Source organism: Acinetobacter schindleri CIP 107287, assembly GCF_000368625.1.
In the GTDB taxonomy this organism is placed as follows: Bacteria; Pseudomonadota; Gammaproteobacteria; order Pseudomonadales; family Moraxellaceae; genus Acinetobacter; species Acinetobacter schindleri.
In genome coordinates this window covers 1,002,897-1,019,195 of the sequence record NZ_KB849576.1, presented here as the reverse complement: position 1 = coordinate 1,019,195, position 16,299 = coordinate 1,002,897, and the positions used below count along the sequence as shown (strand labels likewise).

At 42.2% G+C, this 16,299-nt stretch carries 13 protein-coding genes; 6 read left to right on the top strand and 7 right to left on the bottom strand.

The window, feature by feature from the left end:
• Positions 1-36: 36 nt before the first annotated feature.
• Positions 37-1,593, bottom strand: coding sequence for a phospholipase D-like domain-containing protein (locus F955_RS12280; protein ID WP_004895026.1), 1,557 nt, complete (start codon positions 1,591-1,593; stop codon positions 37-39).
• A gap of 123 nt (positions 1,594-1,716) precedes the next feature.
• Between F955_RS12280 and F955_RS12275 the strand changes: the two genes are divergently transcribed.
• The 5 genes from F955_RS12275 to F955_RS12255 all read left to right on the top strand — a co-directional run bounded on the left by F955_RS12275 (position 1,717) and on the right by F955_RS12255 (position 8,175).
• A complete protein-coding gene (locus F955_RS12275; RefSeq protein WP_004895024.1) occupies positions 1,717-2,829 on the top strand; it encodes an S-(hydroxymethyl)glutathione dehydrogenase/class III alcohol dehydrogenase in 1,113 nt (370 codons plus the stop codon).
• 205 nt (positions 2,830-3,034) lie between these two features.
• Positions 3,035-3,565, top strand: a complete 531-nt coding sequence (locus F955_RS12270) for a hypothetical protein (protein ID WP_004809525.1) — start codon at positions 3,035-3,037, stop codon at positions 3,563-3,565.
• 521 nt (positions 3,566-4,086) lie between these two features.
• On the top strand, positions 4,087-5,136 hold the full coding sequence (locus tag F955_RS12265; protein WP_004809523.1) for a 3-deoxy-7-phosphoheptulonate synthase: 1,050 nt from the start codon (positions 4,087-4,089) through the stop codon (positions 5,134-5,136).
• 244 nt (positions 5,137-5,380) lie between these two features.
• Positions 5,381-6,559: a PilT/PilU family type 4a pilus ATPase gene (locus F955_RS12260; protein ID WP_004895021.1), complete on the top strand. Its 1,179-nt coding sequence runs from the start codon at positions 5,381-5,383 to the stop codon at positions 6,557-6,559.
• Between the two features lie 410 nt (positions 6,560-6,969).
• Entirely contained in the window at positions 6,970-8,175 is a 1,206-nt protein-coding gene (locus tag F955_RS12255) for a PilT/PilU family type 4a pilus ATPase (RefSeq protein ID WP_004895019.1), read from the top strand.
• A 58-nt stretch (positions 8,176-8,233) separates the two neighbouring features.
• Here F955_RS12255 and F955_RS12250 read toward each other — a convergent pair whose 3' ends face one another.
• From F955_RS12250 to F955_RS12225, 6 genes are all read right to left on the bottom strand, one after another.
• Entirely contained in the window at positions 8,234-9,412 is a 1,179-nt protein-coding gene (locus tag F955_RS12250) for an MFS transporter (protein ID WP_004895016.1), read from the bottom strand.
• 230 nt (positions 9,413-9,642) lie between these two features.
• Entirely contained in the window at positions 9,643-10,017 is a 375-nt protein-coding gene (gcvH, locus tag F955_RS12245) for a glycine cleavage system protein GcvH (RefSeq protein WP_004809515.1), read from the bottom strand.
• 72 nt (positions 10,018-10,089) lie between these two features.
• Positions 10,090-11,118, bottom strand: coding sequence for an AraC family transcriptional regulator (locus F955_RS12240; protein WP_004809513.1), 1,029 nt, complete (start codon positions 11,116-11,118; stop codon positions 10,090-10,092).
• A 152-nt stretch (positions 11,119-11,270) separates the two neighbouring features.
• Positions 11,271-11,720, bottom strand: coding sequence for a MaoC family dehydratase (locus F955_RS12235; RefSeq protein ID WP_004895014.1), 450 nt, complete (start codon positions 11,718-11,720; stop codon positions 11,271-11,273).
• A gap of 3 nt (positions 11,721-11,723) precedes the next feature.
• Positions 11,724-13,568 (bottom strand): ABC transporter ATP-binding protein, encoded by a 1,845-nt coding sequence (locus F955_RS12230; RefSeq protein ID WP_004895012.1) that lies wholly within the window; start codon positions 13,566-13,568, stop codon positions 11,724-11,726.
• A 254-nt stretch (positions 13,569-13,822) separates the two neighbouring features.
• Positions 13,823-15,079, bottom strand: coding sequence for a mechanosensitive ion channel family protein (locus F955_RS12225; RefSeq protein WP_004809506.1), 1,257 nt, complete (start codon positions 15,077-15,079; stop codon positions 13,823-13,825).
• Positions 15,080-15,438: 359 nt separating this feature from the next.
• Here F955_RS12225 and F955_RS12220 point away from each other — a divergent pair, with 359 nt between their 5' ends.
• Positions 15,439-16,218 (top strand): hypothetical protein, encoded by a 780-nt coding sequence (locus tag F955_RS12220; protein ID WP_004895009.1) that lies wholly within the window; start codon positions 15,439-15,441, stop codon positions 16,216-16,218.
• The last annotated feature ends 81 nt before the right edge of the window (positions 16,219-16,299 follow it).

Genomic DNA, 16,299 nt, shown 5'->3' with positions numbered 1-16,299 from the left:
ATGAGGTGGAAATTCAATTTTGTCATCTGTTTGTCATTACATTGCCCATTCAGCCGGAAAAGTCGTGACCAAATGCATCATAAAACGCTGGAATCGGGTTGTTTCAGGATCATGGGTAAATTTTAAAATTTTTCCGTCTTTCTGTTGGTCCAGCCAGATAATTTCCCCTTTATCATTCAGCTTAAGTTGATAAGCAATACGTGGCAGATATTTATCTAACGATGCTGCAATTTCATTTTGAAGTTTCTCTGATTCGATCACCAGTCCGACTTCAGTATTCAGGCGTGCTGAACGGGGATCAAAGTTAAAAGAGCCGATAAAGACTTTGCCATCCGCATGGAAAAACTTGGCATGCAGGCTGGAGCTGTTTTTATTTTTAGCTGGAATCACATTACCTGTCATTTTTTCATACCAGGTACGTTCCCGACGTTCGATATAAGGTTTAAATTCCCAGATTTCTATACCATTTTTGAGCAATTGATTACGGTATTGCTGATAGTAGGCATGTACCACAGGCACATCATTCGCCAAAAATGAGTTAGTGACTACCCGAATTTTCAAGCCATTTCGGGCACGCTTGCTCAGATAATCCGTTCCCCATTGGGTGGGAACAAAATAGGAAGACACCAGGTCTAACTGATTTTTTGGTTCACCCATCAGATCTAACATCTGGGTATAGATGAAGTCTTCATCATTTATCGTGTGACGTGCTTTTCTGGGGGAATCGGCAACAAAGTGCGCACTGGCCCATTGCACAGGTTGTGACTGTAATTGTTTGGCAATTTGTTGCTCGGCAATATTGACGCGACGCTGGGTTTCCTTGGCATCCAAACGGGTTTGAGCAAATAATTTTCTTAATTCAACCAAATCATCCGGTTTAGACCTTTCCTCTAAGATCTGCTGGATATCATAACTCAGCGTATCATTCCAGAAGTCGATAAAAGACTGGTTGGCATCTGTGACCGCATTGCCGGCAAAGAAAATATCGACATCGGTAAACTGAAAATCATTGCTGGCTTCAAAATATTCACTGCTGATATTACGGCCACCGGTGACAGCCACACTGCCATCGGCAATGATCAATTTATTGTGCATACGGTGATTCACTTTCTTTAAACGCAGCCCATAATCTAGGGCGCGAAAGTGACGAAATTTATAAGGATTAAATAATTTGGTTTCGATATTAGGATGTTGGCTCAGCGCAAGCAGTTTATCATCCAGCTGAGTACCATTCTGGTCATCAATTAATAGCCGGACTTTAACTCCGCGATCGGCGGCATTCAGCAACTGGGACAATACCAGATTGCCAATAAAATCATCGTTCCAGATATAATATTGCAAATCAAGATGATGCTTGGCGTGATTGATTAGGTGTAGCCGTGCTGCAATACTCATGAAACCGTCATATAGCGGTAAATAAGCGGTTAAACCTTCCTGAACATTTTCCCGGGCTTCGGTTTTTTGAATCCAGTGCTGGGATTGTACCGGTGTAATTTTTGCTTTAGTCGATGTGTTTGGATCTAACTCACAGCCTGTCAAAAAAATGGATAAGCTAATAAAACTGATACAAAGTATTTTAGTTCGGTGAGTCATTGAGTTTCCATTAATTATTTGGCTTTATTCTTCCCATATTAAGGATGTTAATGGTTGAATCTCAGAATAGAAAGAGGTTACTGTTAGTCATCTGTTAAATCAGCAAACAAAGGATAGTTTTAAATGAAATCACGTGCAGCGGTAGCGTTCGGTCCAGGCGAGCCATTACAGATCGTTGAAGTTGATGTCGCACCACCGAAAGCTGGCGAAGTTCTGGTAAAAATTAGCCATACGGGCGTGTGTCATACTGATGCCTTCACTTTATCTGGTGAAGATCCTGAAGGTGTATTCCCGGCAATTCTGGGCCATGAAGGTGCAGGTGTGGTGGTTGAAGTAGGTGAAGGTGTCACCAGCTTAAAACCAGGTGATCACGTGATTCCTCTATATACTGCTGAATGTGGTGAATGTCTGTTCTGTAAATCTGGAAAAACTAACCTGTGTGTTGCTGTACGTGCGACTCAGGGTAAAGGGGTAATGCCGGATGGCACCACGCGTTTCTCTTATAATGGCGAGCCAATTTACCATTACATGGGCTGTTCAACATTCTCTGAATATACCGTGGTTGCTGAAGTTTCTCTGGCGAAAATCAATCCGGAAGCAAATCATGAACACGTTTGCTTATTAGGCTGTGGTGTCACTACAGGTATTGGTGCAGTACATAACACAGCAAAAGTACAGGAAGGCGATACGGTTGCAGTATTCGGTCTGGGTGGTATCGGGTTGGCAGTAGTACAAGGTGCCCGTCAAGCCAAAGCCAGCCGTATTATTGCAGTAGATACCAATGCTGACAAATTTGAACTGGCAAAACAGTTCGGTGCAACCGACTTTTTAAATCCAAAAGACTATGACAAGCCAATTCAGCAAGTCATTGTGGAAATGACAGGCTGGGGTGTAGATCATTCATTTGAATGTATCGGTAATGTCGACGTAATGCGTTCTGCACTGGAATGTGCACACCGTGGCTGGGGTCAATCAGTCATTATTGGTGTCGCTGGTGCAGGTAAAGAAATTTCGACCCGTCCATTCCAGCTCGTGACTGGTCGTAAATGGATGGGGACGGCATTTGGTGGCGTAAAAGGTCGTTCACAATTGCCAGGAATGGTTGAACAGGCCATGAAAGGTGATATCCAGCTGGAACCATTTGTAACCCATACCATGCCGCTTGAGCAGATTAACGAAGCATTTGATCTGATGCATGAAGGCAAGTCGATCCGTACAGTGATTCATTTTGACTAAGCGGATTAATTTTAAAAGACCGGTAAATACCGGTCTTTTTTATGTTTATTTATTTTAAATTGGATACATTTGCCTCTTAAACCCTCACAGAGCTTAACTGAATCCGCACAAGCCTTCTAAAGTCATTTTAGTTCAAAGCTTTATAGTGATGAAAGCATATTGATATGCGTTAAGAAAACCATTTTCAACAATAAGGATAAACTCTATGTCGAATGATAATTTTGATCGTGATTTAATCAAGAATTCTCCGAAAGAAGTACGTGATGATTTAAATGCCGATCCAATTACTGGTGAACCGGGTGCGCATCCGGTAGGTACAGGTGTCGGTGCTGCAGGCGGTGCAGCTGCAGGTGCAGCAATTGGTTCTGCTGCTGGTCCGGTTGGAACTGCTGTCGGTGGCGTAGTCGGTGCAGTGGTTGGCGGGTTAGCGGGTCATGGTGTAGGTGAAGTGGTAAACCCAACCGAAGAAGAAGCATATTGGCGTGAAAATTCATTAAATACGCCTTATTATACTGAAGCACGTACAAGTTATAGCGATCTGGATTATGATCGTGATTATCATACGGCGTATCAGGTCGGTTATGAAAATCGTGCCCATTATGATGCTAACACCCGTTTTGAAGATGCCGAATCCGATTTAAGAATCAAATGGGAACAGGTAAAAGGCGAGTCACGTTTGAACTGGGAGCAGGCTAAATATGCGATCCGCGATGCCTGGAACCGTGTTTCACGTTGATTCTGCTTTAATAATGAGTCACTGAATCTTGACAAGGTCTGAGGTAGCTTCAGATCTTGTCAAACTTTGGTATAGCTATGACAAATAGGTGGATTGATAAATAAAAATAGCCACACTAATAAATATTTTTTTTACAATTTTTACTTGTCAAATACTGATATACCGCGTATTTTAAATTTCATATTCACATTTTTATGAATTACATAACATGCTCAAGCAACCTGTAAACTTAAACGCTTATTATTATTTCTGGCAGTTTAGATGATTGCCTGAATGCGTTCGGGCAAGTAAAAGGTTGCCCACCCAGTTTATACCTGATCGGCAACCCTGATCAGGTTTTTTTATGCTTGTTATATTTACTAATTTTGGAGACAGCCATGACTTACTTTAACTATTCATACTTTAGCAACTTTTATTGGTTCTACTTTAACCAGTTGATGAACCTTAGCACACAGACACATAGACCCATAAAGCTCAAATAAAAGTTCGGACTGTATTGATCAGTCCAAAGGATGAAAGTCATGAATAGCGTTATTACATCACAACAACAGCAAACTGAAACTCTATTAAGCCTGCCGGCAGAATTGAAAGCACAATTGCCATTGTCTCCACAATTGGCTGAACAGATTGCCGGACAGCGACAAACCATACAGAACATTCTAGAGGGTAAAGATCACCGTCTGATGGTGATTACCGGACCATGCTCCATCCATGATGAAGCCTCCGCACTTGAATATGCAGAAAAATTAAAACAGTTACAGGCTCAAATTTCTGATCAGATTTTCCTGGTCATGCGAGCTTACATTGAAAAGCCTCGTACCACAGTCGGCTGGAAAGGTTTTCTATACGACCCTGCACTGGATGGTTCATCCAATATGCAGCTGGGTCTGCAAAAATCCCGCGAACTTTACCTGAACATTATTGGCATGGGCTTACCGATTGCTTCGGAGATCCTCAGTCCAATGGCGACGGCGTATTTTGATGATTTACTGGCGTGGGGTGCGATTGGTGCACGTACCAGTGAATCTCAGATCCACCGCGAAATTTCTAGCCAAATGCCATACAGCATCGGTTTCAAAAATGGCACTGATGGTTCGATTCAGATTGCTTTAGATGCGATTCAGTCAGCTTCTCATCCGCATCAGTTCCTGGGCATGAGCCAATCGGGTTTACCATGTATTTTAAATTCCAAAGGCAATCCAAAAGCCCATCTGATTCTGCGTGGATCAAATAGTGGTCCGAACTACCAGTTATCTGAAATCGAGAAAATCAAAGCCAAACATTCAGCGGAATTGCCAGCATTAGTGATTGACTGTAGCCATGGCAACAGTTCCAAAAATCCGATGTTACAACCGGAAGTTTTAGAGCAGATCGTGGCAGAACGCCTACAGACCAATGTTCGCGGTGTGATGCTGGAAAGTCATCTGGTTGATGGCAATCAGAAAATTTCAGATGGTATGGTTTACGGACAGTCGGTTACAGATGGATGTCTGGGCTGGACAAAAACCGAACAACTGTTGTTAAATATGACAGATTCACTGCGACTGGAAGGTTTAAAGCGTAGTGCTTAAATTTACGGTCATGCCTTTCCTCACACTGTTGGGGGAAAGGCATGAGTGAATGCTACTGAGAGGAAGACTGCTTATAAAGTTTCGATCAGCACCGTTACTATGTAGAACATACAGAATAATAATCATTAAAAATATATTTATAAATACATCAAAAAATAAGTGATTTCACAATAACAATAATTTTTCAGGATCTGCATCAAACCGTTTTATATCGCGCGATGGACATGATCTGAGGGATCTGGATATGTATACACCCGAATTGCTCGATGAAGCACGTAAATTTATGCACCATATGCTGACCAAAGTGGTTGAATATGGAGGTTCCGATCTTTTTATTACCGCAGATTTTCCACCAAGTATCAAACAGCAGGGCTTGATGAAACCTTTTGGTCAGCAAAAACTGGCAGCGGATAAAACCCGTTTGTTTGCCTATGCTTTAATGAATGAACGACAGATCAAGGAATTTGAATCAGTGATGGAATGCAATTTCGGTATCAGTGTACCGGGTGTATCACGCTTCCGGGTCAATGTCTTTCAGCAACAGCATAATGTTGGGATGGTAATCAGAACCATTACTACGGAGATTCCAAGCTTTCAGCAATTAGGACTACCAAACTCTTTGCAACAAGTGATTATGGAAAAACGTGGGCTGGTTCTGATTGTAGGTGCGACAGGTGTTGGTAAATCTACCACACTTGCAGCCATGATTGATCACCGCAATACCTATTCTGAAGGACATATTATTACCATAGAAGATCCTGTGGAATACGTATATCAACATAAAAAGTCCATGATTACCCAACGTGAAATTGGCGTAGATTGTGTTTCCTGGCATAACGCGCTGATCAATACCATGCGTCAGGCACCGGATGTGATCGTGATTGGTGAAATCCGGGATACCGAAAGTATGGAGCATGCGATTGCCTTTGCTGAATCCGGTCATCTGTGTTTGGCCACCCTGCATTCTAATAATGCCGATCAGGCTTTAGACCGAATTATTAATTTCTTCCCGGAAGAACGCCGCAATCAGCTATTAATGGATTTATCCGCCAATATGAAAGCTGTGATTTCGCAACGTTTGATCCGTATCGAGGATGGGCAAGGTCGTCGCGCTGCCGTTGAAATTTTATTGAATACGCCGCTGGTGTCTGATTTTATCCGTAAAGGAGATTTTTACGAGCTGAAAACTATTATGGCGCGTTCGCGTGAACTCGGCATGCAGACCTTTGATCAGGCATTATTTGATTTGTATAACCAGGGAATTATTTCTTATGATGAAGCCTTGCGTAATGCAGATTCAAGTAATGAAATGCGTTTGCAGATCAAATTAAAGAGCAGTCGCATCAATCCAGCTCTTCAGGAAGAAGGAAATAAAATGACGATACTGGAACAATCCAAGGAAACTACACTTTCCAGAAACTGACATACTGCATTTTGCTGAAACCAAGCTGCATTCAAATGCAGTTGAGTTGGATGATAAGTTTGTCCACGGTGGTTTAAAGATCATAAAGCTTTAGCCACCAAGATTTTTAATTTAATTTCCTTATTTAAAAAAATATGTGGACGGATTCATTTCGATGAGTTTCCAATTTACTTTTCTAAAATCTGAACTCTAGTTTATCAATAGTTATAACTATTAGATTTTAATTTCATTAAGATCATTTCCCTTTATTTTTATTTTCTTTGAATCAGGTCACAGAATTATTTAAAAAATTATCTTTATAAATCAAATGTGTTTGAGCCTTTTGAAAAAACGCTGCACAATAAAATCAAAATATATTGATATGAGTCTTTTTTTGAAGATTTATACCATTGTGCATTACAGAGGAAAATATGTTTACGGCAGAGTTATTAGAAGAAGCACGTAAGTTTATGCATCATATGCTCACCAAGGTCGTTGAATATGGTGGTTCAGACTTGTTCATTACCGCAGACTTTCCTCCGAGTATCAAACATCAAGGATTAATGAAACCTTTTGGGCAACAGGAACTCACCCCAGAAAAAACCAAACTGTTTGCCTATGCACTGATGAACGAAAAGCAGCGTAAAGAATATGAAGCAGAACTAGAATGTAACTTTGCCATTACTGTACCGGGCGTTTCACGTTTCCGTGTCAACGTGTTCCAGCAGCAGCTCAATGTCGGCATGGTGATCCGGACCATCACTGCAGAAATTCCGAATTTCCAGAAGTTAAAATTACCAGAGTCACTCAAGCATGTGATTATGGAAAAGCGCGGTCTGGTACTCGTCGTGGGCGGTACAGGTTCAGGTAAGTCGACTTCGCTTGCTGCGATGATTGATTATCGTAATGAAAACTCAGCAGGCCATATTATTACCGTAGAAGACCCGGTGGAATATGTACATAAACATAAGAAGTCAATGATCACCCATCGCGAGGTCGGTGTAGATAGCCATTCTTGGCATAATGCCTTAAAAAATACCTTGCGTCAGGCACCCGATGTGATTCTGATTGGTGAAATCCGGGATACGGAAACCATGGAACATGCAATTGCCTTTGCCGAAACAGGGCATCTCTGTCTGGGGACGCTGCATTCCAACAATGCCAACCAGACGCTTGACCGGATTATTAACTTCTTCCCGGAAGAACGCCGTAATCAGTTATTGATGGATCTGTCTTCTAATATGAAAGCGATTGTCTCTCAGCGTTTGGTCCGTACTGAAGATGGCAAGGGACGTCGTGCCGCAGTCGAAATTATGCTAAATACACCATTGGTGTCGGATCTGATTCTGAAAAGTGATTTCCATGAATTAAAAGCAATTATGGGTAAATCACGCGAACTTGGCATGCAGACTTTTGATCAGGCATTATTTGATCTTTATAATGAAGGTGCGATTTCTTATGAAGAAGCATTGCGTAATGCTGATTCGACCAATGAACTTCGTCTGCAAATCAAACTGAAAAGTACACGTGCTAATCCAGCCATGAATAATACGGCCACCGCATTTAGTATGGTGGAAGAGAAAAAGCCGGATAATGAAACAGATGAAGATGCCAGTAGTACAGAACAAAGCTCATAAATATTATGCATTTAAACTAAAAATCGACATGAAATAAGGTCGGTTTTTTATTGCTGGATTAAGCTATAACAGTTGTACGTTGAACCACGAATTTAAAATACAGCAGGCTCAAGGCTGTTAGAGCGGCACAAATAATAAAGGCGAAGCTAAAGCTTTGCTTGGTAATCATCATCCCAACGACTAATGAGCCAATGGCAATGCCGATGTCGTAGCAGGTGTAGAAAGTCGAAGTGGCATAGCCAATCCGGTGCTTGGGAGCACGTTGAATGGCGAGAGTTTGCAAGCAAGGTTGAGCACTACCAAAACCTAATCCGATCAGTACGGCTGCCAGCATAAATCCAGTCAGGGTATGAATCTGACTTAAAACCAATAGCCCCAGACTAAAGGTAAGAACCGCAGGATAAATTACATATTGTGGACCTTTACGGTCATAAATTTTGCCAGTAATCGGGCGTAAGCTCATCATGGAAATGGCAAAAACCACAAAGAATAAGCCTGCGTACTGCATCAGATGAATTGAACTGGCAAAGGGGGCAATAAAGGACATGATGCTGGCATAAGAGAAGGATATCATCATGACCATTAAGGCAACAGTCAGGGATTTTTTCTCAACAAAATCACTTAAACCCAACTTGGTTTTTTCAGCTCCACTGTCTGGTTGTTTGACTTCTTGCACCGGAATTAGAAAGCAGAAGATATAACCGATAAAGATCATGGCTACCAGTACAGCAGTCACCATGGTATAGCTTAAATAAGGAATAAGACTTAGGCCAATGAGGGGACCGAGTACAATTCCGAGATTCACCGACATGGCATAATAACCCATGCCTTCGCCTCGCCGACTATCCGGAATAAACTGGTTTACCACAGGAACACAAACGGTAGTGAGGATACTAAACCAGACCCCATGGAATAAACGCAGGATATATAAGCTGGTCATATTGCTAATAAATAAATAGCCAAAAGCAATGAAACAGAACATCGTCGCCGAGATAATTAAAGTACGGCGCTGTCCCAATTTATCAATAATCAAACCACTAAATGGGCGGATCAATATCGCAGAAACCATGAATAGCGTCAGGGTTAATCCGGCTTGGGTTACGCTGCCCCCAAGTTCTTTAAGAATATAAATCGGTAAAATCGTAGTTTGGGCAAAATAAAAAATAAACAAAAACAGATTATTTGCCAGACAAAGCAAAAAGGACTTTGTCCACAACGGCGTTACAGTTGCGTTCATCATGATCCAGAAATTTTAATGTGAAACGCTAGGCCAAAATTAGTATTTTTTTTATGGAACATGCTGAATGCGATATTCAGCAACAAAGCGCGTCACGAAGACTATATGGGAGATTATGTGAATAATACAATAAAAACCGACAAATGTGGGGTCATTTTAATATGTAAAAGGTCTTAAAAATTTAGGTATAAAAAAATCAGCCCGCAGGCTGATTCTTAAAACAGGTTAAATTAAAGGCCTGCTTCATATTCAGTATTGCTGAGCAGTTTTTCGACATCCGCGATATTATCTGGCTTGATTTTGTAAATCCAGCCTTTGCCATACGGGTCATCATTAATGAAATCCGGATCATCTTCCAGTGCCGGGTTAATTTCAACAACGATACCAGAAACAGGCGCATGGATATCTGACGCAGTTTTTACAGATTCGACAACACCTGCTTGCTGACCTGCGGTCACGTGTGAATCAAGATCTGGCGCTTCAACATAGACCAGGTCACCTAAAGCATCCTGTGCATGGTCAGAAATACCGGTCACCACAAGATCACCCTCAATGCGTACCCATTCATGTGTACTTGCGTACTTTAATTCTGAAGGATGATTCATTGATAACTCCTTAAATCGCTTAGGTTCATTTTTGACATGATTTATACATTCTTTTGCTGCAAAACAAAAGGCTTATAGATACGGATCTTTACGCCAGTTGCTTGGACTGCGACCACTCCAGCGTTTAAAGGCACGACTGAAGTTGGCGACATCACTATAGCCGAGTTCATCGGCAATCTGTTCCAGAGTGAAGTCTGTTCGTGAAAGCAGGGAAGTTGCATGACGATAACGTACTTCATCGACCAGTGTCGAGAAAGAAGTGCCTTCTGCGGCCAGCTGACGTTTCAAGGTACGATCCGACATATGCAGACGGTCGGCGACTGCTTCAATACTAAGATAATGCTGTTCTGAATTGGTCAAAATATCCCGTACCCGCATGGCAATACGATGTCGTTCACCCAGGGCAGAAAGTTCTGTTTCACACTGGTTAATCGCAATCTGGCTGGCGATTGGATCGGCATGCACCAGTTTGTTCATCAGATAGCTTTTATCAAAGCTAAGTAACAGATGTGGCTGTTCAAAACGGAACTGATGCGTAGGGAATTTCACCATAAAGCGTTCAAAACCTTCCGGCTTTTTAAAATCGAAATCGATTTCTCCGGTTGCATCGCTGATCCCGGTAATGGCTTTAGCCATACTGATCAGACCGATCATCAGGGCGATTGAAATTTCAGTACGCAGCGGTTCCATCTGAATATCAGTTTGTAGCTGTACTGTGGCCTTGACCCCAAAGGTCGAGAAGAACAGTTGCAGGAAGGGCAAACGCAACTGAATAAAACGGTTGGCCAGCACCAAAGCTTCGGTAATATTGTTTGCCGTCATGATGGCATAGCCAATAAAGCCATGAATAGAAATACGCATCTGTGTGCCGAGGTGATAGCCCAAGGTCGGTTCACCCGTCAGCTTGAGTGCGTGTTTAACCATATCATTGGCAATGGCAGTTGGAATTCGGAACTCAGGGTCTGCCAGCTGTTCGCTGGTTAGCCCAAAAGGTTTGAATAGCGACTCATCGTTATAGCCCCAGCGGGAGATAACGTCGAGAAGCAAAAGACCATAAACACCCGGGATGCCTTGGTCTTGGCGTGGAGCAATCATCTTCATGCGCGATCCGTTGCACTCAGTCAAATTTTTTCTATTTATGTGCCCATATTGGCATGAACTAGCCAGTTTTATCTTTAAAATTGTTGGACAAAATGCTGAGCCTTACTCAAACACTTCAAGCAGATTAGCCTGAAATGTGGGTAAAAATCAAACTAAACTGCTGTAAATTCTCGCTTAAATACCAGAATATTTGTGGTTGAATTAAACAGAACCTGATCTTGCTGGTTCAAGGCCTGGGTTTCATAGCGAACAATGCCACGATCAGGTTTACGTTTGGAAGGTTGAATATCAGTGATGGTCACAATCACCCGGATTTCATCATCAGGGCGGGTTGGGCAGGGCCAACGCACATGCGAATCCGCCCCAATCAGACCATAAGCAACCGGGAAACATTCGGTCCATAAACGCATGACCACTGCAGCAGTATGCCAGCCACTGGCGGCCAGACCCCGGAAGATCGGATGCTGTTCGGCCTGTTCCGCATCGACATGAAACGGTTGCGGGTCATAGGCATGAGCAAACTTTAGAATTTCGTCCTTACTCATGCGGTAAGAACGACTTTTAAACTCATCACCAATCTGTAGGTCTTCCAGATATAACATGTTCTATCCTTGTTCTTTTGTGTCGTGTTCTATTAAAAATCCGCCAGTCTGACGTTGCCATAGATGCGCATAAATTCCATTCAATGCCACCAGTTCATCATGTGTGCCTTGTTCAACAATCTTACCCTGATCCAGCACAATCAACCGGTCCATTTGCGCAATAGTAGAAAGACGGTGAGCAATCGCAATCACAGTTTTACCTTTCATCAGCTCATCCAGACTGCTCTGAATTGCCGCTTCAACTTCTGAATCCAGTGCACTGGTTGCTTCATCCAGAATCAGAATAGGTGCATCTTTCAGAAAGACACGGGCAATCGCAATACGCTGACGCTGACCACCAGACAGCTTGACGCCACGCTCGCCAACATAGGCCTCATAACCACGCTTACCGCGCATATCGCTTAGTTGCGGAATGAATTCCTCTGCCTCAGCTTTACGCACCGCCTCAAACATTTCTTCATCCGTCGCATTCGGACGACCATATTTGATGTTTTCAGCCACACTACGATGTAGCAGTGAAGTGTCCTGTGTCACCATGGCAATATTCTTGCGCAGGCTATCTTGAGTCACATCTTCAATATTTTGCCCATCGATTAAAATACGACCTTGGTCAATACGATAGAAATTCAGCAATAGCTGAATCAGGGTAGACTTACCGGCACCAGAACGACCCACCACACCGATTTTTTCACCCGGTCGAATGGTCAGGTTCAAACCATCAATCACGTTTTTGTCATTATAGGCAAAACAAACATTATCAAATTTGATTTCACCCTGTCTCAGTTCCAGTTCTTTGGCATCCGGCTTGTCCTGAATCGAAATTGATTTACCCAGAGTTCCCATGCCGTCCTGAATGGTTCCGACATTTTCAAACAATTGCGAGGTTTGCCACATCAGGAATTCGGCAATACTGTTCAGTTTCAGTACCATCGCTGTAGTTGCAGCAATAATGCCGAGCTGAGCCTGACCTTCCATCCATAACCAGATCGCTGTTCCTAATACACCGCCATAGAGTACGAGGCTCAGTAGCAAAATACTGATTTCATACTGGGCACCCAGTCGCATCTGTTTATAAACCGTCACCATAAACTCTTGCATGGATGCTTTGGCATACTGGCTTTCACGGCCTGCATGAGCAAAAAGTTTAACGGTCTGAATATTGGTATAGGCATCGGTCACACGGCCAGTCATTACCGCACGGGCATCGGCCTGTTCATGCGAGATTTTGCTGAGACGGGGAATGAAATAGCTGGCAGCACAGATAAACAGTAGCAGCCATACCATCAGTGGAATAATCAGATAAGCAGAAATTGAACCGAGTACGATGTTAATGGTAATGAAATAGATCACTACATAGGCCAGCATATCGCCGAGAATGACCCAAAATTCACGGATCGCCAGTGAAGTCTGCATGACCTTGGCAGATAAACGACCGGCAAAGTCATTGTGGAAGAAATCCAGGCTTTGCTTGAGCAGCAGATTATGAAAACGCCAGCGCAAACGCATTGGGAAATTACTGTATAAAATCTGGTGCTTGATCAAGGACTGCGCACTGGCAAAGAAAATATTGGCCAGCAGGACTACAGTGAGTAAAGTCAGGTTGGCCGCATGTTGCTCCAAAAAGGTGTCTGGCTGACTTTGGCTGAGCCAATTGACCAGATCGCCAATTTTAGCATACAGCAAGGCCTCGAAACTGGCTGCACCGGCAGTACAAAGGACAAGAATCAACAGATAACGGCGTACGCCATAAGCCGCTTGCCAGACAAAAGGGAAAAAACTGGTGGGCAAGGGTTGGTTCAGATTTTTGGTGGGATAGGGATCTACCAGCCGTTCAAGCCATCGAAACATTAGTGTGCTCTTTTCTCATGCATTTTGCTTTTCACGGATTATAAAGGATTCTGTTTTTATAAGGCTGAATTAAGGTGAAATTGCCACAAAATGATTAACTAAATCAAACTTTAGGTTGCAAAGTTTAAAACCTAGAAAAGTTGATTTCAGGTAAATAAAAAATTTAAAAAAACATCGATGAAATTGCATAGCTATATCAATAAAAAAAGCCTGAGATGACGTATCATTTCAGGCTTGGAGTAACTGCGTTTAAATTAAGTAATAATTGGCGAAGCAGGCGCTGTAAATACTTCCTTAAAATCGCTGCCTGAAGGTGCCTGATACACTTTCAGGCCAAATTCCGGAATAATTGCCAATACATGATCCATAATATCAGACTGAATATTCTCATATTCAGTCCACACCGTGGTATTGGTAAAGGCATAGATTTCTAGCGGTAAGCCTTCACTGGTCGGCTGTAATTGACGCACCATCAGAGAAAAGTCTTTAGTAATACCCGGATGCTGTTGCAGATAAAATTCCAGATAGGCGCGGAACGTTCCTAAATTGGTTAAACGGCGCTGATTATATTGGGAATTATGCTGTAACTGCTGGTTGAATTTGACCAGTTCTTCAGTCTTGGTATTCAGGTAATGATCGAGCAGGATAAAGTTTTTCAGTTTGGTCTGTTCTTCCTCACTCATAAAATGCACGCTGCTTTGATCAATATGAATCGAACGTTTGATACGACGCGCACCAGCTTCCTGCATTCCTCGCCAGTTTTTAAACGTATCCGTCACTAACTTATTGGTTGGAATGGTCGTAACGGTTTTGTCAAAGTTTTGCACGGTCACGGTATGTAATGACATGTCAATTACATCACCATCCGCATTCAGTGAAGGCATTTCAATCCAGTCACCGATACGCACCATGTCATAAGAAGAAATCTGTACTGAAGCTACCAATGAAAGAATCGTGTTCTGAAACACCAGCATCAGCACGGCAGCCATTGCACCGAAACCGGCCAGCAAGGTAAATACATCCTTTTTCAGGAAGGTACCCAGAATCATTAATCCACAGACAATAAAAATCAGCAGCTTCACCAGCTGCAAATAGCCTTTAATCGGTTTATTACGTGATTTGGGATTGCGCTGATAAATCAGGTTAAAAATATTCAGCAATTCACCCAGTGCTAGGGCAATGGTCAGGAAAATAAAAGCCTGAGCGCCCATCTGTACAAAGGTCTGCACTTTATCTGACAAGTGTGGAACCGTGCTGATCCCATTCATAATCACAATGGCGGGTACAATATTGGCAATACGGCGAATTACACTGTGTTCCGCAAAGATCGTGTTGTTAGCAAAAGGTAATTTGGAAATCAGTTTACGAATTCCACGAACAACAACCTGTTTGGCAAACAGATTGGCGATAAAAGCCACCGCAATCACAATGCTTAAAGAAGACAGCATTTCCAGCCAAGGGTATTGATCTGCCCAATCTTGAATGTTCTGAATAAATCTAAACTGTTCCAACTGATCTTTCTCTTCAATGTAAAAATGCCATACAGTTTATAGGCTTAGAAATTATTTATTAACCTTGAATAACGTTTTAAAACATATCTGTCCCGTTACAGCATTTTGATCCATCAATATTATGCTTATAAAAAGATACAAAAACAGATAGAGAAGCAGATTCTGCTTATTTAGAATTTGATTAACCAGCGGACATCTTTATGAGTCGTTGAAAGGATCAGTAAGGTATTTAAAACTGTCAATTACATCAGATGAACAGGAGACTTTATCGGCATTTCATATCAGCTTCTAAGTAGCCCAGCTATGACAAAGATGCACATCAAAGATCACCCTCCTACAAAAATACAAAGGGTAGAATTATGCAAAAACAGTTAGCAATTGTCGGTCTAGCCTTGGCGCTGAATGCCTGCGGTGATGGGAATGATGATATTTTTAGAGGTGTAGATGGTTCATCCTCAAGCCGCTTGACAGGTGTTTATCTCGGCAGTTTTACAGATGAAAATCTGAGTCCGCGCTCTATTCTGGGTGTGATCGAGAAAAACAGTAATTTCTGGTTATTGTATTCACTGCCAGCAGATAATGGTTATACCGGTATCATGCGTGGGCAGTTTTCTTTATCGGGCAATCGCTTTAGTGCGACCAACATTCGCGACTATAATTTTGCCTTCAATCAAACTGCTAGTGTAACCCTGAATGGTCATTATACGGCGGAAAAGAACCTGCAGGGAAATGTCAATAATACCAATAATCGGCCTTTTAACCTTATTTATAATAGAGATTACAGTCGTGACAATACCAGTATATCCAGCCTGCAAGGGCGCTATAGCGGTCGAACTACAACTTTAACCAATAATGTAATTACTACAGTCAATATCGACCGTAGCGGAGTGGTGACAGGAATTGTCGGCGATCAGGACAAATGTGCATTTGCAGGAAGAGTGAGTTCGGAAAACAATGCACCATATTTTAATATTCATCTGGTCTTAACAGGTTCTGCAAGTTCCGACTGTTTGAATGGGGCACAGCAAGTAGATGGGATATTGCTGAATCAGATTGATAGCCAGTCAATTTATATGATGGCCGAGAACAGCAATCAGCAGGATGCAATTCTGTTTATTGGACAGAAAACTCAAAATTGATCTTAGTCAGAAAGCTTTTTAAACAAAGCATCTGAGGGTGCTTTTTTACAGTCTAATGAAAATGAGTTTTGACTTTTCAAA